The following is a 20,158-nucleotide window of genomic DNA, read 5'->3' on the forward strand; positions in this document are numbered from 1 at the left end:
AGCTCAGCATTCTTAAGCAACAACACGCTCCTTAGGGAAGCGTAAGGTAAAAGTACTCCCCTTGCCGGGAGTGCTCTCAATAATCAATTGGGCTTGATGGCGATTAGCAATATGTTTGACGATTGCCAATCCAAGCCCAGTTCCCCCAGTATCCCTAGATCTACTTCTATCTACCCTATAGAAACGCTCAGTCAATCGCGAGAGGTGCTCTGAAGCGATTCCGGGGCCGGTATCAGTAACCGAAAACTCGCCCTCTCCAATCTCATTCAAGTGCCAATTGGCAGTAATTGAACCAATGTCTGGAGAATAGCGGATCGCATTGGAAACGAGGTTACCGAATGCCGAGAGAATCTCTCGCTCTTCGCCCATCAAATTACAGGGACTGGAAACCTCAAAATTAAAGGCATGATGCCCCTGAGAAAGCGCCTCAGCATCATTCTTGAGCAAAGCCATTAGGGTTGGAATATTTACTACCTGCATCGGAGCCGGCAAAGTATTGGACTCCAGGTTTGCGAGAGTCAATAAGTCCTCAACCAAACTCTTCATACGCTGAGCCTGAGACATCATCATTTCAAAATATTGACTTTGTTGTGCCTTGTCCAAATCGAGTGATTGCATTGTTTCTAAAAACCCCATCAATACAGTTATTGGGGTCCTCATTTCATGAGATACATTGGCCACGAAATCCCGTCGCATGGCATCCGCTTTTTGCAAATCGGTGACGTCCTGGACAAGCAAGAGATGTCGCTTATCGCCAAACGGGAAAGCTTGCAACATGAGACTGAGGTTTGCGCCCCGCCCCATGCGCTCAAGCAGCAATGGCTCCTCGAATTGACGCTTATAAAGATATTGAACAAATTCTGGACGACGAATGAGAAAGTTGATTCTCTGCAGCGCATCACGTTTAAAGTTCAATCCGAAAAAATGTTCGGCAATCGCATTGCACCATTCAATCTGATCTTGATCATCTAGCATCACAATACCATTTGGCGATGCCTGAAAGGCCTCAATAAAACGATCGTGCTGCTTTTCAATTGATAGGATTTGCTGCTTAAGATTGCGAACTAAACGCTGCAGACGAAAAAAAATCTCTTCCCAGTAACCGCTAGGCAAAGGCATAGTTTCAACGGCATCGGCAACGGTATATTTTCGTAAACGAGCTAAATTTACATACGAATAAATGAGAGGGATTGCCAGCACACAAATTGCGGCCGCAATAGCTGAAAAAGGGCCTAGATTGGCTAATGCTAATGAAGCAGCAATAAATGCCAAGAAAATGAGCAGAGCAAAACGAGTGATAACGGATAACATACGACAATATTAGAGCATCCCGACAATCGGAATAAAAAACCCGATGGGAGCAGCTATCTACCTAGGTTTGAGTGGGTATTTTAGTAATACGGTAACCACTTCCACGCACCGTCTCAATATAACGATCGCAATCCGATGGGGCCAAAGCAGCCCTCAACCTTTTAATATGAACATCAACCGTACGTTCTTCAATATAGACCTCGTTGCCCCACACCTTATCGAGTAAATTTGCTCTTGAATGCACTCTTTCAGGGTTGGCCATCAAGAATTGAAGTAGCCGATACTCTGTTGGCCCTAATGAGACAGTTTGTGGATCCATGTTCGGCCATATAGCTGTCACACGATGCGAGAGAGGGTCGAGTCTTAATGGACCAACGGATAGTGGTCCAGTATCTTCAACTGGAGTTTGGCGGCGCAACAGCGCTTTGACGCGAGCGACCAACTCTTTTGGTGAAAATGGCTTAGTAACGTAATCATCAGCGCCCGAGTCCAAGCCTAAAACCTTGTCAGACTCCTCGCTTTTAGCCGTGAGCATTAAGATTGGTAATGAGCGAGTGCGATCATTGGCCCTGAGTTCGCGAGCAAACTGAACACCTGATTTTCCTGGCAACATCCAGTCTAAAATTAGAAGACTAGGCAGTTCATCTCGCATCATGTTTAAGGCAATATCAGTTTGCATTGCCTTTACAACATCATATCCAGCATGAGTTAAATTAATCGCAATCAGTTCTGCGATAGAGGGCTCATCTTCAACAATCAATATGCGGTGAGTCATCATGAGTTCCGTAGGGATGCTGATTATTCTTTATTTGCCTCGCGCACTAAATCCTCATGCGGAATATGACGCACATCAGAACCTTTGGCAATATAGATTACAAACTCAGCAATATTTTTCGCATGATCGCCAATACGCTCAATCGCTTTAGCGATTGTCAACATATCCAAGCCAGTCGAAATAGTATGTGGATCTTCCATCATGTAGGAAATTAGCTTGCGCACAAAACCTCTGAACTCTTCATCAATTTGGCGATCTTCCTGCACCACATCTGCAGCAGCAATCGTATCCAATCGAGCAAAGGCATCCAAGCTACGACGCAATAATGAAATCGCCATTTGACCCGATAAACGAATTTCAGCAACGTTAATATTGTGGGTTGCACCAGACTCAATCAAACGCTTCGTTCTCTTGGCAACACGCTCTGCTTCATCACCCGCACGTTCAAGATTGGTAATCGCTTTAGAAACTGCCATTACCAAGCGCAGATCTCGCGCTGTCGGTTGGCGGCGTGCAATTAATTCTGTACAAGCCAAGTCGATCTGAATCTCTAGATCGTTAACCATCTTCTCATTTGCAATAACTACATTGCAAGTTTCAATATCCATTTGCGTAAATGCGCGCATCGCTGTTGAAATCTGTGATTCAACAAGGCCGCCCATTTCTAACAAACGACTGGAAAGGGAATTTAAATCTGCATCAAATTGTGATGAAAGGTGTTTATCTGGCATTTGTATCTCCAATTAACCGAAACGACCGGTAATGTAATCTTCTGTTTCTTTACGCTTAGGCTTGATAAAGATTTCATCTGTCTTACCGTACTCAATCAGACTGCCAAGGTACATATATGCAGTGTAATCGGAGACGCGAGCTGCCTGCTGCATATTGTGGGTAACGATGGCAATCGTGTATTCATGCTTTAGTTCATTGATCAACTCTTCGATCTTGCCTGTAGAGATTGGGTCTAAAGCTGAAGTTGGCTCATCGAGCAGGATGACAGATGGTTTTACTGCAACACCACGTGCAATACAAAGACGCTGTTGCTGACCACCAGAGAGGGATAAGCCGCTTTGGTTGAGCTTATCCTTAGCTTCAGTCCATAAAGCGGCTTTATTCAAAGCCCACTCAACGCGCTCATCCATTTCGGAGCGAGAAAGTCTTTCATAGAGACGAACGCCAAAGGCAATATTCTCATAAATAGACATTGGAAACGGTGTTGGTTTTTGAAAAACCATACCGATGCGTGAGCGGAGTAAATTCAGATCCTGCCCAGGCTCTAGGATATTTTGGCCATAGAAGTTAATCTCCCCTTCTGCGCGTTGACCTGGATATAGGTCATACATGCGGTTAAGGGTTCTGAGCAAAGTAGATTTGCCACAGCCAGATGGTCCGATGAAGGCGGTAACTTTACCCTCCTCAATATCCAAATTGATATCTTTCAGACCCTGAAAGGATCCGTAAAAGAAATTGAGGTTACGCACTTCAAGCGCATTCTTCACCTCATGTTGCGTCTCTTGATTTGCATTCATATTTGTTCTCACTCCTTGACTATCGATCTGATTTAAGTCAAACATTGTTTTCATATTGCTCATCATCCTTGGACTTTCTCGCGGAAAACTACTCGAGCCAGGATGTTTAAGCCCAATACAGCAAAAGTAATCAATAAGGCCCCACCCCAGGCAAGCTCAACCCAGTTATCGTATGGACTCATTGCAAACTGGAAGATCACAACCGGTAAGTTCGCCATTGGGGCGTTCATATTGGTAGAGAAGAATTGGTTATTAAGTGCAGTGAACAACAAAGGCGCTGTTTCACCACTCACACGAGCCAGGGCTAACAAAATTCCCGTCATCACACCACTTTGAGCAGCTCTTAGCGTGATCATGAAAGCCACTTTCCACTTTGGCGTACCCAAAGCATAAGCAGCCTCTCGCAAGCTACCAGGCACCAAGCGCAACATATTCTCAGTCGTACGCACAACCACCGGAATCGCAATCAAAGCCAAAGCGATCGTGCCGGCCCATCCTGAGAAGTGACGTACTTGAGCAACTACGAAGGCGTATACAAACAGGCCAATCACAATCGACGGCGCGGAAAGCATGATGTCAGTAACAAAACGGGTAATAGCAGCGATACGGCTGCGATCACCATACTCAGAGAGGTATAGACCAGCCAGAACACCAATCGGTGTGCTGATCAGAGTACAACAGCCCACCAACATCAAACTTCCAACAATCGCGTTAGCCAAGCCGCCGCCATCAGATCCAGGAGCCGGGGTACTTTGGGTAAACAGGGTGATGTCCAGGGCAGAAAAGCCTTTAAAAATCAAAACACTCAGAATCCAAAGCAGAAATACCATACCCAAACCCATGGCAAACATGGATAAAGCTAAGCCAATCTTATTGGCTCGCTTACGTCTCGCAAAAACTGCTGGATCAATATTGGTAGTGCTGTTCATGTTTTTAAGCCCTGCTTCTTCTCCATGTTGTTGAGCATCCATTTAGCGAATGCCAGCACAACAAAGGTGATTATGAAAAGTGCCAAACCTAATGCAAACAAAGAAGACAAGTGATTACCTGCCTCAGCTTCGCCAAACTCATTTGCGAGCGTTGACGCAATTGAGGTTCCTGGAGCAAATAAAGATGGTGATAAACGATGTGCGTTACCAATCACAAAGGTCACGGCCATCGTTTCACCGAGCGCCCTACCCAAGCCAAGCATTACGCCTCCAATGACGCCTGCCTTGGTGTACGGAAGAACAACATTCTTCACCACTTCCCAAGTTGTGCAGCCGATACCATATGCAGACTCTTTTAAAACCGGCGGAACAATTTCAAATACATCACGCATTACGGAGGCTATGAATGGCAGAATCATCATCGCCAGAATCAAACCGGCACAGAGGATGCCAATACCATTGAATGCACCTGAAAATAAGATCCCCAAGCCAGGAATCTGACCCAGTGTTGCAGCTAAGGCTGGCTGAATATATTCGGCAAACAATGGGGCAAAAATAAAGAGGCCAAACATACCGTAAATGATGGATGGAACCGCTGCCAGGAGCTCTACCGCAGTACCCAATGGTCTGCGCAGAGGGCCAGGACAAAGCTCAGTAAGGAATACGGCAATACCAAAACTGAGTGGCACAGCTATCAATAAGGCAATCAAAGAAGTTACTAAGGTACCGTAGATGGCAATCAAGCCACCAAACTCGCCATTAACAATATCCCACTCTTGGGTAAAGAAAAATCCAATGCCAAAGGTACTCAAAGCAGGCCAGGCATTACTTACCAAGGACACCATGATGCCAAGCAAGGCGATTAGCACGGATAAAGCAAAAAATTGCGTGATACCGTGAAATAGAAAATCTTGAATACGCTGCAGCTTAGCAATTCGAAGCGCCTGCGGCGTCGGTGCTGAGTGAGACTGGGTCGTTTCAATCATAAATTAGACTTATTTAGATATTGAAACAGCCCCACATAGTGGAGCTGTTTTTAGTAGCGATTGATCAGAATCAATCCCTAAAATTTACTTAGTTACAACCTTTGAAAATACATTCTTGCGAATGAAATCTGTTGTTACATCAGGCATCGGTACATAGTCCAACTCTTCAGCCATCTTCTTACCGTCCTTGAATGCAAAGTCAAAGAACTTAATCACTTCAGCAGCATTTGCTTTGTTCTCTGGATTCTTGTAAATCAAGATAAAAGATGCGCCAGTGATTGGCCATGATTTAGCACCAGAAGCATTGGTAATGAATGTACCCATACCAGGAATCTTAGACCAGTCTGTACCAGCTGCTGCTGCTGCAAAAGTAAGGTCATCAGGCTGAACAAATTGACCATCTTTATTCTTCAAAGAAACGCTAGTCATTTTATTTTTCTTGGCATATGCATACTCTACATAACCAATTGCACCTTTAACACGTGAAACGTTTGCTGCAACGCCTTCATTGCCTTTACCGCCTACAGATGAAGCTGCTGGCCATTTAACTGCAGCACCCTCACCAACTGCGTCTTTCCAGTTCTGGCTAACCTTGGCTAAGTAGTTTGTAAAAATTGCCGTAGTTCCAGAGCCATCTGCACGATGCACTACAGTAATTGGCAAGTCAGGCATCTTCATACCTGGGTTATTCAACACGATACGCTTGTCATTCCAGTTGACGATAACGCCTTGGAATATGTCAGACAAAGTATCTGGGGATAACTTGAGCTCGTAAGGCTTTACACCTTCAACGTTAATTACTGGAACAACACCACCAATAATTGCTGGAAACTGAACTAAACCGTCTTTTTCTAAATCTTCGAACTTCACTGGATTGTCGGTTGCACCGAAATCAACAGTCTTCGCTTTAATTTGCTTGATACCACCAGAAGAGCCAATAGATTGATAGTTCATATTTGAACCAGTTTTTGCTTTGAAAGCTTCAGCCCATTTGGCGTAGATTGGGTATGGGAATGTTGCGCCAGCACCGGTCATATCGGCTGCGAATGCAACTGGTGCAAATGAAATCGCGCTGATAACAAGCGCTTTTTTCAAGAATGAGTTCATATGGATCGTTCCTCAGATAAATAACGCAACATTGCGATAACTGAACGATACGTTTTGAGTATGACTCTTTTATGACAAGTGTCACAAAAGAAATAAATCCAATAAAATCAATGCTTTAGATAGTTGGCACTAAATCAGCAATACTCTTAGCAGAGCTCATAGCTACGTTGCCGTCTTGGGCCTCGACCATGACCCGCAGGACGGGCTCTGTACCTGATGCGCGGATAAGTACCCTGCCAGCGCCCTTGAGGTCACTTTCGACCTGGCTTATCTTGGATTTGAGGGCGCCATCTGCCTTCCAGTCATAACCTGCCTTGAATTTGATATTCAGGAGCACTTGGGGGAAGATTTTTACGGAATCTAGCAATTGAACCAGGCTCTTCTTGGCCTGACTCATGGCGGCAAGGACTTGCAATGCAGCAATGGTGCCATCACCGGTTGAATGCTGATCTAAGCACAGCAGGTGACCCGAACCTTCGCCGCCAATAATCCAGCCTTTTTGTTTGAGCAATTCCAAGACATAGCGATCGCCTACATTAGCGCGCTCAAATCCGATACCCAAACCTTTGATAGCGTTTTCTACCGCGAGGTTGGTCATCAAAGTGCCAACCACCCCACCCATTGCTTGACCACGTTCGATGCGGTCTTTTGCGAGTACGTATAAAAGTTCGTCGCCATTGAACAATCGACCCGAAGCATCGACCATTTGCAAACGATCGGCGTCACCATCCAAGGCAATACCCAGATCCGCTTTGGTTTCTTTAACTTTAGCAATTAATGCTTCAGGTGATGTTGCACCAAAGCCATCATTGATATTGCGGCCATCGGGTTGAACACCAATGGAGATGACTTCTGCGCCAAGCTCATGGAAAACATGGGGTGCGGTATGGTACGCAGCGCCATGCGCGCAATCCACAACTAACTTCATTCCTTTGAGATTGAGCTCACCGGGAAAGGTAGATTTACAAAACTCAATATAACGACCAGCGGCATCATCTAAACGAAATGCCTTACCCAACTCTTTTGAACTAACGCAACCCATCGGTTTTGCTAGCTCAGCCTCAATCGCCAACTCAAACTCATCACTTAACTTTCCACCTTCAGCGGAGAAGAATTTAATGCCGTTATCTTGATAGGCATTGTGTGATGCTGAAATCACTACTCCTGCAGATAGGCGCAATGCTTTAGTAAGGTAAGCAACACCAGGAGTCGGCATTGGGCCACACAACATCACATCAACACCGGCAGCTGCAAAGCCAGCCTCTAAAGCAGCTTCCAATAAATAACCGGAAACACGCGTATCTTTACCAATCAAAATCTTGCAACGCTCACCAGGCTTTGCCTGGCTACTCAGTACTTTGCCGGCAGCATAGCCGAGGCGAGTGATGAACTCCGGAACAATCGGAAATTGCCCTACTTCACCGCGAATGCCATCAGTACCAAAGTATTGTTTTTTCATGGGCTTGATTATAAAACTTGTGTGTATCTAGCCAACCAAGTTAGCTCTTGACCGCTTCCCAGAGCTTTAAGGAGTCAACCGTCTCCTGGACGTCATGGACGCGGATGATTCGAGCACCCCGATCAGCAGCCAAAATAGCGGCGGCAACACTGGGTGCTACGCGATCATTGGTATCACGACCCGTTAACTTACCCAACATCGATTTACGAGAGATCCCTGCCAATACGGGATAGCCCAGCTGCGAGAATTGATCAAAATCGGCCAGCATCTTGAGGTTGTGCTCAAGACTTTTTCCAAATCCAAATCCAGGATCAATGGCGACTCTATTTTTAGCAACGCCTTTATCCTCAAGCAAGGTAGCGCGCTCCTGTAGAAACGCTTTTACCTCTAAGATGACATCTTGATAGTCAGGATCAAATTGCATGGTTTGCGGGTCACGCTGCATATGCATTAAAACAATGCCGCACTGTTTATCTGAATTGCTTTTATCGCTCTCGATGACAGCCTCTACTGCGCCCTCTTGTCGTAATGCCCAGATGTCATTAACGCAATCCACTCCAGCATTGAGTGCCTGACGCATAGTCTCGGCTTTATAGGTATCAATAGATAAGGCTAGGCCACAATCTTTCAGAGCCTCTATGACTGGCAGGACGCGATCTAATTCTTCTTGTAGAGAGACTGGTTCAGCACCGGGGCGAGTAGATTCGCCACCGATATCAATCATGTCTGCACCATCAGCAATCATGCGCTCTGCTTGAGCAATAGCATCACTTGGGGTTCTGAACTTGCCACCATCCGAAAATGAATCTGGTGTGGCATTCAGAATGCCCATGACTAATGGACGTTGACGTTTACTAAAGTCAAAAAGAAAACGCCCGCAACGCCATGTTGCGGGCAGTGTTTGCTTCATCACCTTGCTATTAGCTTGAAGCTAATTAAGCAGTCGCCGGAGCAGCGCCCGCAGCAGGACCTGGTGTACCAGCAGAATTACCAAACTGGGTTGCTGGTGGTGGCTTAGGAGCACGTGGTGGACGACCTTCCATGATGTCGGTGATCTGCTCAGCATCGATGGTTTCCCATTCAAGCAAAGCAGCAACCATCGCTTCAACCTTGTCACGGTTTTGCTCAAGGATAGATCTTGCCAATGCGTATTGACTATCGACCAATGCACGAATCTCAGCATCCACCTTTTGTTGGGTCAGCTCAGAAACTGTCTTAGAGCTAGTGCGACCGAACATGCTTTCAGATTCGGTATCGACGTAGACCATCGTACCCAAGCTATCGCTCATGCCGTAACGCGTCACCATATCGCGCGCCATTTTGGTAGCACGTTCAAAGTCATTGGATGCGCCTGTACTCATGGAATGCAAGAACACTTCTTCAGCAGCGCGACCGCCAAACAAAATGGCCAACTCTTCCATCATGCGATCTTTGTACAAGTTCACACGATCAAACTCAGGAAGCTGCCAAGTAACACCAAGTGCCATACCACGCGGCATGATGGTGACCTTGTGCACTGGATCCGCTTTAGGCAATACCTTCGCAACCACTGCGTGACCAGACTCGTGATACGCCGTATTACGACGCTCTTCTTCACGCATCACTGCAGACTTGCGCTCTGGGCCCATATAGATCTTGTCTTTAGCATCTTCAAAGTCTTTCATATCTACCGCACGCTTATTACGACGTGCTGCAAACAATGCTGACTCATTTACCAAGTTCGCTAAATCCGCACCTGAGAAACCAGGAGTGCCGCGTGCCAATACAGCCGCGTCCACATCTGGATCAATTGGAACTTTGCGCATATGCACTTGAAGAATTTGCTCACGACCACGAATGTCTGGCAAGCCAACGTGTACCTGACGGTCAAAACGACCAGGACGCAATAAGGCGCGATCCAATACATCAGAACGGTTGGTTGCTGCAACAACGATTACACCGCTATTGCTTTCAAAACCATCCATCTCTACGAGCATTTGATTCAAGGTCTGCTCACGCTCATCATTACCGCCGCCCATACCAGCACCACGATGGCGACCAACCGCATCGATCTCATCAATAAAGATGATGCAAGGAGAATTTTTCTTGGCGTTCTCAAACATGTCGCGCACGCGTGATGCACCAACACCAACAAACATCTCCACGAAGTCTGAACCAGAGATGGAGAAGAATGGAACTTTCGCTTCGCCCGCAATCGCACGAGCCAGCAAGGTCTTACCAGTTCCCGGAGGGCCTACTAGTAATACGCCATGCGGAATGCGGCCACCAAGCTTTTGAAACTTTTGCGGATCCTTCAGGAAGTCGACAATCTCAAAGACTTCTTCTTTAGCTTCATCGCAACCAGCAACATCAGCAAAAGTGACAGTGTTGCTGTTCTCATCAATCAAACGCGCTTTGGATTTGCCGAAAGAGAATGCTCCGCCCTTACCGCCGCCTTGCATCTGACGCATCATGAAGAACCAGAAACCAATAATCAATAAAGTCGGTCCGAGGTAGTACAAAGCAGAAACCAACATATTGGGCTCGTCATCTGCTTTGCCAGTCACCTGGACGCCGTATTTCATGAGATCGCCAACCATCCAAATATCTCCTGGGGAGATGATGGAATATTTGTTGCCGTCGTTTGGAGTGACTTGCAGTGTGCGACCTTGCACATCAACTCGTTTAACTTTGCCAGCTTTGGCATCGTCCATGAATTGAGAATACGTGACCTGATTCTGATCTTTAGGCTTGTCAAACTGTTTAAAAACAGTAAACAGCACTAGACCCACAATGAGCCACACACCGATTTTTTGCAACATATTGCTATTCAAAAGGAGACCTTTGCCGGATTAATCCGGGAGTTAAAGCGGATTGCTATACCTAAGTATTTGATTCTACTACCAGCCTTTTTCAAGGGCTGAGAGCTGATTTATTTAATAAACCCCTTCTTTTAGGGGGTTATTTAGGTGGTTTGAGGTCTCGACCAAGTAAAAAGATTTCAGAAGACTTCGCTCTAGACGCTTTTGGCTTTCTGGAGGCTACTGTTTTAAAGACCTTTTTAAAGGATTCCACGATTTGGCTATAGCCGCTACCGTTGAAACACTTAATCAATAAGGCGCCCTCAGGCTTGAGGTGCTGCACCGAGAAATCCAGGGCAATTTCCGCCAAGAAGGCCATACGAGCAGCGTCTGCTACCCCAACCCCAGATAGATTAGGAGCCATATCCGACATCACGAGATCGACTTTTCCGTCTGCATTGGCTGGCAAAAGCGCCTCTAAGGCCTTTAGACCTTCATCCTCACGGGAGTCTCCCTGAATAAAGGAAACGTCCGCAATATCCTCCATCGGCAGAATATCGATCGCAATGATGATCCCATCGGGCTTGCCAGATTCAATATTGGGATTGTTTTTACCAAGCTCAGTCAGGCGATTACGAGCGTACTGAGACCAGCTCCCAGGAGCGCTCCCAAGATCCACAATAGTCATGCCTGCTTTGATCAGTCGGTCTTGCTCATCTATTTCGCTCAGCTTATAGACAGCTCGTGCGCGATAGCCCTCTTTTTGAGCCATCTTCACGTACGGATCATTCAGATGATCCTGCAACCAACTTTTATTAAATTTATTCTTTGCCACAACTTACCCACTTTCGGCGTCCATTTTCCTTGTTTATGCCCTACAAGGCAAAAGGAATCGACGTAAAACATCTTGATATAAGCCTATATGAGGCCGAAAGCCCTGTTTTACAAGCCCTAATGCTCTATCATCGAGCCCATGACTGCACTTACTATTACCCCTACACAACGCAAATCCCTCAAAGCTGACGCTCATGGACTGAGCCCAGTCGTCATGATTGGTGGCGATGGCCTGACCCCTGCGGTCATAAAAGAGGCTAAGTTAGCTATTTCTCATCACGGCCTGATTAAAGTACGTGTCTTTGGTGATGATCGCGATGCACGCGTTGCGATCTATGAGGAGCTTTGCGACAAACTTGGCGCAGCTCCGGTTCAGCACATCGGAAAGTTACTCGTACTTTGGAAGCCAATTGATATTGTTGATGCGGCCCTCTCCAATTTAGGAAGATCTAGCAAGCAAACCAAGAAATCATTGCAAGCGCCTCGCACTAAGCGTCAACCGAATCGGGTTGTCGCAAAAGCTGGTGTACGCACTAGTACCTCCGAGAGATCGGATAGACGTTCTGCAGCTAGCAAGTCACCTTTTGAAAGAGTTGCAGCTGCAAAGAGCGCCACTCCGAAGAAACGCGTTTTACGCGCTGATGCTGCCGAGTCAAAGATTGGTTGGTCATCTCCTGGCTACCGCAAAGCTGTTGCAGCACCTGCGCCAATTAAGAAACGCAAAGTACGTATGAGCAGCACGAAGAAGAAATCCTTAGGTTCTTGATGCAGAGAGCATCAAAGAGTTTTAAAAAACGCCGCTAGTCGGCGTTTTTTATTGCTTACTTATTTTTATTACCACTGACCTTACCTCTTAGTTAGTCGCCAAACTAAGCTGATACCCAAAAGACTCTGCAACATAAACAGAATGCTGGAGACTCCGTGTAGCCTGCCAAACAAAGTGGCTGATGGAGAAAGCATGACTGGCATGCCTTGAGCTAAAGCATTATCTCTGAGGGTATTCATCCAAGGGATGAAGATAAAGGCGGCTGCAATCGAGCACAGGAGCATTGCTAATAAGAGCCAACGAATGAGTCTGAATTGATTGAGGCCGCGATTAACCAAAAGATTGGCCAACACCATCAATCCGATACATACAATTAAGCTGAGGTAAGCCTCTAACTTGAAAATACTGCCAGCCACCATGCCGGCAGCTTGACGATCAGTCATCGTGCTGAAGATAGCTGGAGCAACTAAGTAGCCCACAGCAAGGAGACTGCCCACCCATAAACCCGCAATCAAAATAAAGAGTCTTTGAGCCCCCATATGATTTGGAGCCTCTAGAGTCTGCATATTAATTTGGGTTTATTAGATGTAACGAACCGCGAGAATTTCTACTTCGCGATTACCACCAGGAGCCTGGACAGCCACGACATCACCCTCTTCTTTGCTGATTAAAGCACGGGCTATTGGGGAGCTAATGGAGATCTTATTAAATTCAATATCGGCTTCGTCGTCACCAACGATCTGATATGTGAGCTTAGTGCCATCTTCTAAATCTTCAAGATCCACAGTCGCACCGAATACGATGCGGCCATTAACGTCTAACGTTGCTGGATCAATGATTTGCGCTGCAGACAGCTTGCCTTCAAGCTCCTGAATACGACCTTCAATAAAGCCCTGCTTCTCTTTAGCAGCATCGTACTCAGCGTTCTCAGAAAGATCGCCCTGCGCACGCGCCTCAGAGATTGCATTAATCACTGATGGACGCTCTACATGCTTTAAGCGATGCAACTCTTCTTTGAGGAGCTCTGCGCCACGCTTAGTAATAGGGATTGTGTTCATGCTTCTTACCTAACTTAATTTAATTGAGAGTCTTATGCAGATTCTGCAATGAATACACTTCAAGAGACTCTTTATTGCCATTTTGCGATGTCATCAAACCATCCATTACGGCACGTGCTGCACTAATCGTGGTGTAGTAGGTCACGTTATTGGCTTGAGCGCTTGTACGAATAGATCGGGAATCTGCAATCGCAGTACGGGTCTCATCAACGGTAGTAAAGACCAGTGAGATCTCACCATTCTTGATCAAGTCAACAATGTGAGGGCGACCATCTTTCACTTTATTGACTACGCGCACTGGCAACCCGGCAGCTTCAATCGCTGCAGCAGTTCCTTTGGTAGCCACCATTGGGAAGCCCAACTGATGCAAGAGCTTAGCTACTTCAACTGCTTTTGGCTTATCGCTATCTTTGACTGTTAACACCACAGTACCGCTCTTAGGCAATTTAATGCCAGCGCCTAGCTGAGATTTAAATAAGGCTTCACCGAAAGTTTTACCTACGCCCATCACTTCACCAGTAGAACGCATCTCTGGCCCGAGAATTGGATCAATGCCTGGGAACTTGTTGAATGGGAACACCGCTTCTTTAACGGAGAAATACCCTGGCTTCACTTCAGCTTTAATGCCCTGCTGCTCTAAGGTCTGACCCACCATGCAGCGTGCTGCAATTTTGGCTAACTGCAAGCCGGTTGCCTTAGATACAAATGGCACCGTGCGAGAAGCGCGTGGGTTTACCTCAAGAACATAAATCACATCTTTGCCATCCACGTTCTGGATCGCAAACTGCACGTTCATCAAGCCCACTACGTTTAGGCCTTTAGCCATTGCCGCTGTTTGACGCTTAATTTCTGCAATCGTCTCATCAGAGAGGGAGTACGGTGGCAATGAACAGGCAGAGTCGCCAGAGTGAACGCCGGCTTGCTCAATATGCTCCATCACACCACCAATGAATACATTCTGACCATCGCTAATACAGTCCACATCGCACTCAATCGCATCGTTTAAGAAGCGATCTAGCAAAACTGGTGAGTCATGAGATACCTTAACCGCTTCACGCATATAACGCTCGAGATCACGACCGTCATGAACGATTTCCATGGCGCGACCACCTAATACATAGGAAGGACGAACTACCAATGGGTAACCAATTTCTTCAGCAAGTTTCAATGCCTCATCTTCCGCACGAGCGGTACGGTTAGGCGGCTGACGTAAGTTCAATTCATGCAATAACTTCTGGAAGCGCTCGCGATCTTCAGCTGCATCGATCATGTCTGGTGATGTGCCGATAATTGGAACGCCATTTGCCTCGAGATCTAATGCCAACTTCAAAGGTGTCTGACCGCCGTACTGAACGATCACACCCTTTGGCTTTTCAATTGCAACAATCTCTAAAACATCTTCCAGAGTCAATGGCTCAAAATACAAGCGATCGGATGTGTCGTAGTCAGTGGAAACCGTTTCTGGGTTGCAGTTCACCATGATGGTTTCGTAACCATCTTCACGCATTGCTAAGGCAGCATGAACGCAACAATAGTCAAACTCAATACCCTGACCAATACGGTTTGGACCACCACCCAGCACCATGATCTTGTCTTTAGTGGTTGGCTGTGATTCGCACTCGCCATGCTCTGCTTCGTAAGTAGAATACAAATAAGCAGTGTTTGTAGAGAACTCAGCCGCACAGGTATCTACACGCTTGTATACAGGCACTACTTTGAGGCGATGACGTGCTGCACGAACAGAGGAAGCATCCACTCCCAATAACTTCGCTAAGCGACGATCTGAAAAACCTTTTTGTTTGATGAAACGCAACTCTGGCGCTGACAAGCTATCGATCTTGCGCTGCTTGAGCTCGGTTTCCATGGTGATGAGTTCTTCAATCTGCTCCAAGAACCAAGGGTCTATCTTGGTCTCGTTGAAAATCTCATCTAATCCCATGCCCATACGGAAAGCATCTGCCAAATACCAAATACGATCTGGGCCTGGCTCGCCGATTTCTTGAATGATGTCATCTAGATCTGTAGAAACTTCATCTAGACCGTCAACGCCAACCTCTAAACCGCGCAATGCTTTTTGGAATGATTCTTGGAAAGTGCGGCCAATGGCCATCACCTCACCTACAGACTTCATTTGCGTTGTCAGACGAGAGTCTGCTTGCGGAAATTTCTCAAACGCAAAGCGAGGAATCTTTGTGACAACATAGTCGATCGATGGCTCAAAGGATGCTGGAGTAGCGCCACCAGTGATGTCGTTCTTCAACTCATCCAAGGTATAGCCAACCGCGAGCTTTGCAGCAATCTTAGCGATTGGGAAACCAGTCGCCTTAGAAGCCAAGGCAGATGAGCGTGAAACGCGGGGGTTCATCTCGATGACGATCATGCGACCATCAACTGGGTTAATGGAGAACTGAACGTTTGAACCACCAGTATCTACACCAATCTCACGCAATACCGCAATTGAGGCGTTTCGGAGAATTTGATACTCTTTATCCGTCAATGTTTGCGCTGGGGCAACAGTGATTGAGTCGCCGGTATGCACACCCATTGGATCTAAGTTTTCGATTGAGCAAACGATGATGCAGTTATCGGCACGGTCACGCACCACTTCCATCTCGAACTCTTTCCAACCCAAGAGAGACTCTTCAATCAAGAGCTCACGTGTTGGTGATAAATCTAAACCGCGTTTGCAAATCTCTTCAAACTCTTCGCGGTTATATGCAATACCACCGCCAGATCCACCCATAGTGAAAGAAGGACGAATCACGACTGGGAAACCTAGGCTGCCAGTTTCCTTCTGAATACGTTGCTGAACTTCATGCGCCTCATCCATTGAGTGCGCAATGCCAGACTTCGCAGAACCGAGACCAATCTTGGTCATCGCATCTTTAAACTTTTGACGGTCCTCTGCTTTATCAATCGCCTCTGGTGAAGCGCCAATCAATTCACAACCGTATTTCTCGAGAACACCATGGCGATGCAAATCAAGCGCGCAATTCAAGGCAGTTTGACCACCCATCGTTGGCAAAATCGCATCCGGTTTCTCAGTAGCAATAATGCGCTCTACTACTTCCCAAGTAATTGGCTCGATGTAAGTCACATCCGCCATCTCTGGGTCAGTCATGATGGTCGCAGGATTGCTGTTCACCAAAATGACTTTGTAGCCTTCATCACGCAAAGCTTTACAAGCTTGCGCGCCGGAATAGTCAAACTCACAAGCCTGTCCAATGACAATCGGGCCTGCACCAATAATCAGGATGCTCTTAATGTCGCTACGCTTAGGCATTATTTGCCTCCCTTATTGCTAACAGCGGCAGCATTCATTAGCTCCACAAAACGATCAAATAAATAGGCGATGTCATGAGGACCAGGTGAGGCCTCAGGGTGACCTTGGAAACACAAAGCAGGCTTATCTTTCCAAGCCAGGCCTTGTAGCGATCCATCAAACAAAGAAACATGCGTGACACGAATATTGTCTGGCAAAGTTTTAGCATCCACTGCGAAACCATGGTTCTGAGAGGTAATCGCTACGCGCCCAGTATCCAAATCTTTTACAGGATGGTTTGCACCGTGGTGACCAAACTTCATCTTCAAAGTTTTAGCGCCAGCAGCCAAGCCCATGATCTGGTGGCCCAAACAAATACCGAATGTTGGAACACCCTTTTCAATGATTTCTTTTGCAGCAGCAATCGCGTAATCGCAAGGACCAGGATCTCCAGGGCCGTTTGAGAAGAACACGCCATCTGGGTTCATCGCTAACACTTCAGCGGCGCTAGTTTGTGCAGGCACAACCGTGAGTTCACAGCCACGCTCTGTGAGCATGCGCAAAATATTGCGCTTCACACCAAAGTCATAAGCGACGACTTTCTTGATTGGCTTGCTGGCGTCTAAGGTTCTATAAGTAGGCTTACCGTCGGGGCCATGAAGATCCCACTCGGCTTCGCGCCATTGGTATGGAGATTTAGTCGTAACCACTTTAGCTAGATCCAAACCTGACATACCGGGGAAGGCTTTAGCTAGCTCCAAGGCTTTCTTACTGAGAGTCTCTACATCATCACCCATCTTGCCAGCGACGATTGCACCTGACTGAGCACCTTTATCTCGCAGAATGCGAGTGAGCTTGCGGGTATCGATACCAGAGATACCCACTACGCCCGCCTTAGTCAGGTAGCTATCGAGAGTTTCTTCAGAGCGGAAATTGGATACACGCTTAGAAAGGTCTTTTACGACCAAGCCAGCAGCATGAATTTGATCCGACTCAGCATCTTGACCATTCACACCGACGTTGCCGATGTGAGGATAAGTCAAGGTCACGATTTGGCGTGAGTAACTAGGATCAGTAATGATCTCTTGATAGCCAGTAAGTGCGGTATTGAAAACGACTTCGCCGGTAGTTTCGCCAGGGGCGCCAATACTAAGACCGGGAAATACGGTGCCGTCGGCTAGAGCCAACACGGCGGGAGGAAAAGAAGGAAGCAAGGGTGACAAACCATCTCCAGTCCCTGCTCCATCCGACGCTCAACACCCCAAAAAGACCAACCCAGGACTGTTTGTGCGGGAGGTGAGTGTCTTTAAGCGCTAGGGTAATTTATTAAGTTTTGAACCTAGTAATGATACCAGTTTTGCGTATAAACCCTTGGATTCCCAGCCAATTGGGCTTGGAAGGTAATAAGCCACCAAGTCATGCGACCGAGGGGCTTATTTTGACTAAAACTACCCTAGATTTAGGACTTTGCGCTTTGCTCGATGATGGTCTTAATTTGAGCCAAAACGCCTTGATCTTCCATGGTGCTGATATCACCAGGATCGCGCCCTTCAGCCACAGCCTGGAGCGCACGACGGACAATCTTGCCGGAACGGGTCTTGGGCAAAGCGGTAACCACATAAACACGGCCTGGGCGGGCAATCGCGCCTAATGTGGTGTCTACAGTCTTCATGCACTCTGCTTCTAAGGTGGCTGTATTTGAGGAGTCCTTTGGGATTACAAAGGCAATCGCTGCCTGACCCTTGAGTTTGTCCTCAATACCCACCACTGCCACTTCTGAGATATTGGGGTGGCTAGAAATACTCTCCTCGATTTCACGAGTGCCTAAGCGATGGCCTGCAACGTTGATCACGTCATCAGTACGGCCTAAGATGAAGAAGTAACCATCTTTGTCTTTAATACCCCAGTCAAAAGTGGAGTAAATGGTCTTGCCCGGGATAGTTTCCCAATAAGTGCTAACAAAGCGTTTGTCATCACCCCAAACAGTTTGCATGCAGCCTGGAGGTAAAGGGCCTTCAATTGCAATAACGCCCTTCTGATCTGGACCCAACTCCTCTGAAGTTGCATCATCAAGCAACTTCATGTTGTAGCCGAATGAAGGGACGCCTGGTGAACCAAACTTATGCGGCATCACTTCTACGCCACGCTGAATTGCCAGCATTGGCCAACCTGTTTCGGTCTGCCAGTAGTTATCCACGATTGGCTTCTTGATCGCATCATGAATCCATGTTGCTGTTGGCTCATCCAAAGGCTCGCCTGCCAAGAACAAGGCGCGTAAGCTCGAGAGATCGTATTTAGTTAAGAAAGCGGGATCTTGTTTCTTGAGAACACGAACTGCCGTGGGCGCAGAGAACATCACTGACACTTTGTACTTCTCAACCAATTCCCACCAGATACCCGCATCCGGACGCAATGGCGTTCCCTCATACATGATGGTTGCCATGCCATTGAGCAATGGCGCATAAATGATGTAGCTATGACCCACAACCCAACCAATATCTGATGTGCAGAACATGGTTTCGCCAGGATTCCCGCAGAAAATGTGCTTCATAGTTGCAGCCAAGGCAACCGCATAACCACCAGTGTCGCGTTGAACACCCTTCGGCTTACCAGTAGTGCCGGAGGTATACAAGATGTATGAAGTATGAGTTGCATCAACCCACTCGATTGGCACCAAATCATTGAGATGCTTCTGGCGCTCAGTCGCGTAATCTAAATCACGGCCAGCAACCGTTGCGAACTCAGTCAGACCGCGGTTCACAATCAATACTTTCTCAGGTTTATAGCTCGCAAGCGTAATTGCCTCGTCGAGTAAAGGCTTATAAGGGACCGCTTTACCGCCACGTGCGCCTGCTTCTGCAGTCACAATCATTTTTGGTTTTGCATCGTCAATACGTGATGCCAGGCTGTGGGAAGCAAAGCCTCCAAAGACCACAGAATGAATTGCACCAATGCGTGCGCAAGCGAGCATTGCGAAGCAAGCTTCAGCAATCATCGGCATGTAGATCAATACACGATCGCCCTTGTTGACGCCATTAGCTTTGTAGATAGCGGCCATACGATTGACTTCTTCGTAGAGCTCTTTAAATGTGTAAGCTTTTTCTAAATTGGTTTCTGTTGAAACAGCAACCAGTGCAATTTGATCAGGGCGATCTTTGAGATGACGATCGACTGCGTTGTAGCAAAGATTAGTTAGGCCGCCTTCAAACCATTTCGCAAATGGGGGATTTGCATAATCCAGAACTTTATTGAATGGCTTTTCCCAGTGAATGAGTTTTGCCTGCTCTCCCCAGAATCCATCTGGGTCTTTAATGGAGCGTTCGTGTTCTGATTTGTAGGACATGGTTAACCTAAATAAGTAA

At 46.8% G+C, this 20,158-nt stretch carries 17 protein-coding genes; 1 reads left to right on the top strand and 16 read right to left on the bottom strand.

What is annotated here, in order from left to right; genetic code table 11:
- Nucleotides 1-12 precede the first annotated feature (12 nt).
- The 11 genes from phoR to ICN14_RS03445 form a co-directional block, all read right to left on the bottom strand.
- A complete protein-coding gene (gene phoR, locus ICN14_RS03395; protein WP_216224775.1) occupies nt 13-1,311 on the bottom strand; it encodes a phosphate regulon sensor histidine kinase PhoR in 1,299 nt (432 codons plus the stop codon).
- 61 nt (nt 1,312-1,372) lie between these two features.
- Nucleotides 1,373-2,086, bottom strand: coding sequence for a phosphate regulon transcriptional regulator PhoB (gene phoB, locus ICN14_RS03400; RefSeq protein WP_216224776.1), 714 nt, complete (start codon nt 2,084-2,086; stop codon nt 1,373-1,375).
- A 23-nt stretch (nt 2,087-2,109) separates the two neighbouring features.
- The gene (phoU, locus tag ICN14_RS03405; protein ID WP_216224777.1) at nt 2,110-2,817 is read right to left on the bottom strand and encodes a phosphate signaling complex protein PhoU; all 708 of its coding nucleotides are present in this window, start codon (nt 2,815-2,817) and stop codon (nt 2,110-2,112) included.
- A gap of 12 nt (nt 2,818-2,829) precedes the next feature.
- Nucleotides 2,830-3,615: a phosphate ABC transporter ATP-binding protein PstB gene (gene pstB, locus ICN14_RS03410; protein WP_216225030.1), complete on the bottom strand. Its 786-nt coding sequence runs from the start codon at nt 3,613-3,615 to the stop codon at nt 2,830-2,832.
- A gap of 62 nt (nt 3,616-3,677) precedes the next feature.
- A complete protein-coding gene (gene pstA, locus ICN14_RS03415) occupies nt 3,678-4,544 on the bottom strand; it encodes a phosphate ABC transporter permease PstA (protein WP_216225032.1) in 867 nt (288 codons plus the stop codon).
- The gene (gene pstC, locus ICN14_RS03420) at nt 4,541-5,530 is read right to left on the bottom strand and encodes a phosphate ABC transporter permease subunit PstC (protein WP_216224778.1); all 990 of its coding nucleotides are present in this window, start codon (nt 5,528-5,530) and stop codon (nt 4,541-4,543) included. The genes pstA and pstC overlap by 4 nt, the downstream gene beginning before the upstream one ends.
- Nucleotides 5,531-5,614: 84 nt before the next feature.
- Nucleotides 5,615-6,637, bottom strand: coding sequence for a phosphate ABC transporter substrate-binding protein PstS (gene pstS, locus ICN14_RS03425; protein WP_216224779.1), 1,023 nt, complete (start codon nt 6,635-6,637; stop codon nt 5,615-5,617).
- A 115-nt stretch (nt 6,638-6,752) separates the two neighbouring features.
- Entirely contained in the window at nt 6,753-8,096 is a 1,344-nt protein-coding gene (glmM, locus tag ICN14_RS03430) for a phosphoglucosamine mutase (RefSeq protein ID WP_216224780.1), read from the bottom strand.
- Between the two features lie 40 nt (nt 8,097-8,136).
- Nucleotides 8,137-9,006, bottom strand: a complete 870-nt coding sequence (gene folP, locus ICN14_RS03435; protein WP_216225034.1) for a dihydropteroate synthase — start codon at nt 9,004-9,006, stop codon at nt 8,137-8,139.
- Nucleotides 9,007-9,031: 25 nt separating this feature from the next.
- Nucleotides 9,032-10,909: an ATP-dependent zinc metalloprotease FtsH gene (gene ftsH, locus ICN14_RS03440; protein WP_216181820.1), complete on the bottom strand. Its 1,878-nt coding sequence runs from the start codon at nt 10,907-10,909 to the stop codon at nt 9,032-9,034.
- Between the two features lie 127 nt (nt 10,910-11,036).
- Complete coding sequence (locus tag ICN14_RS03445) at nt 11,037-11,711, bottom strand: RlmE family RNA methyltransferase (protein ID WP_216224781.1); 675 nt, start codon at nt 11,709-11,711, stop codon at nt 11,037-11,039.
- A gap of 138 nt (nt 11,712-11,849) precedes the next feature.
- Between ICN14_RS03445 and ICN14_RS03450 the strand changes: the two genes are divergently transcribed.
- Nucleotides 11,850-12,476: a YhbY family RNA-binding protein gene (locus tag ICN14_RS03450; RefSeq protein ID WP_216224784.1), complete on the top strand. Its 627-nt coding sequence runs from the start codon at nt 11,850-11,852 to the stop codon at nt 12,474-12,476.
- A gap of 80 nt (nt 12,477-12,556) precedes the next feature.
- Here the strand turns inward: ICN14_RS03450 and ICN14_RS03455 are convergent, their stop codons facing one another.
- The 5 genes from ICN14_RS03455 to ICN14_RS03475 form a co-directional block, all read right to left on the bottom strand.
- The gene (locus ICN14_RS03455) at nt 12,557-13,015 is read right to left on the bottom strand and encodes a DUF4149 domain-containing protein (RefSeq protein WP_216224786.1); all 459 of its coding nucleotides are present in this window, start codon (nt 13,013-13,015) and stop codon (nt 12,557-12,559) included.
- Nucleotides 13,016-13,057: 42 nt separating this feature from the next.
- Nucleotides 13,058-13,534, bottom strand: coding sequence for a transcription elongation factor GreA (greA, locus tag ICN14_RS03460; RefSeq protein ID WP_216224787.1), 477 nt, complete (start codon nt 13,532-13,534; stop codon nt 13,058-13,060).
- Between the two features lie 19 nt (nt 13,535-13,553).
- Nucleotides 13,554-16,817 carry a carbamoyl-phosphate synthase large subunit gene (carB, locus tag ICN14_RS03465; protein WP_216224788.1) on the bottom strand — a complete coding sequence of 1,088 codons (3,264 nt, stop codon included), beginning with the start codon at nt 16,815-16,817 and terminating at the stop codon, nt 13,554-13,556.
- Nucleotides 16,817-18,010, bottom strand: a complete 1,194-nt coding sequence (gene carA, locus ICN14_RS03470) for a glutamine-hydrolyzing carbamoyl-phosphate synthase small subunit (RefSeq protein WP_216225036.1) — start codon at nt 18,008-18,010, stop codon at nt 16,817-16,819. The genes carB and carA overlap by 1 nt, the downstream gene beginning before the upstream one ends.
- A 245-nt stretch (nt 18,011-18,255) precedes the next feature.
- Nucleotides 18,256-20,139, bottom strand: a complete 1,884-nt coding sequence (locus ICN14_RS03475) for a propionate--CoA ligase (protein WP_216224789.1) — start codon at nt 20,137-20,139, stop codon at nt 18,256-18,258.
- Nucleotides 20,140-20,158: the final 19 nt, after the last annotated feature.

This window comes from Polynucleobacter sp. MG-27-Goln-C1 (assembly GCF_018881905.1).
GTDB lineage: Bacteria > Pseudomonadota > Gammaproteobacteria > Burkholderiales > Burkholderiaceae > Polynucleobacter.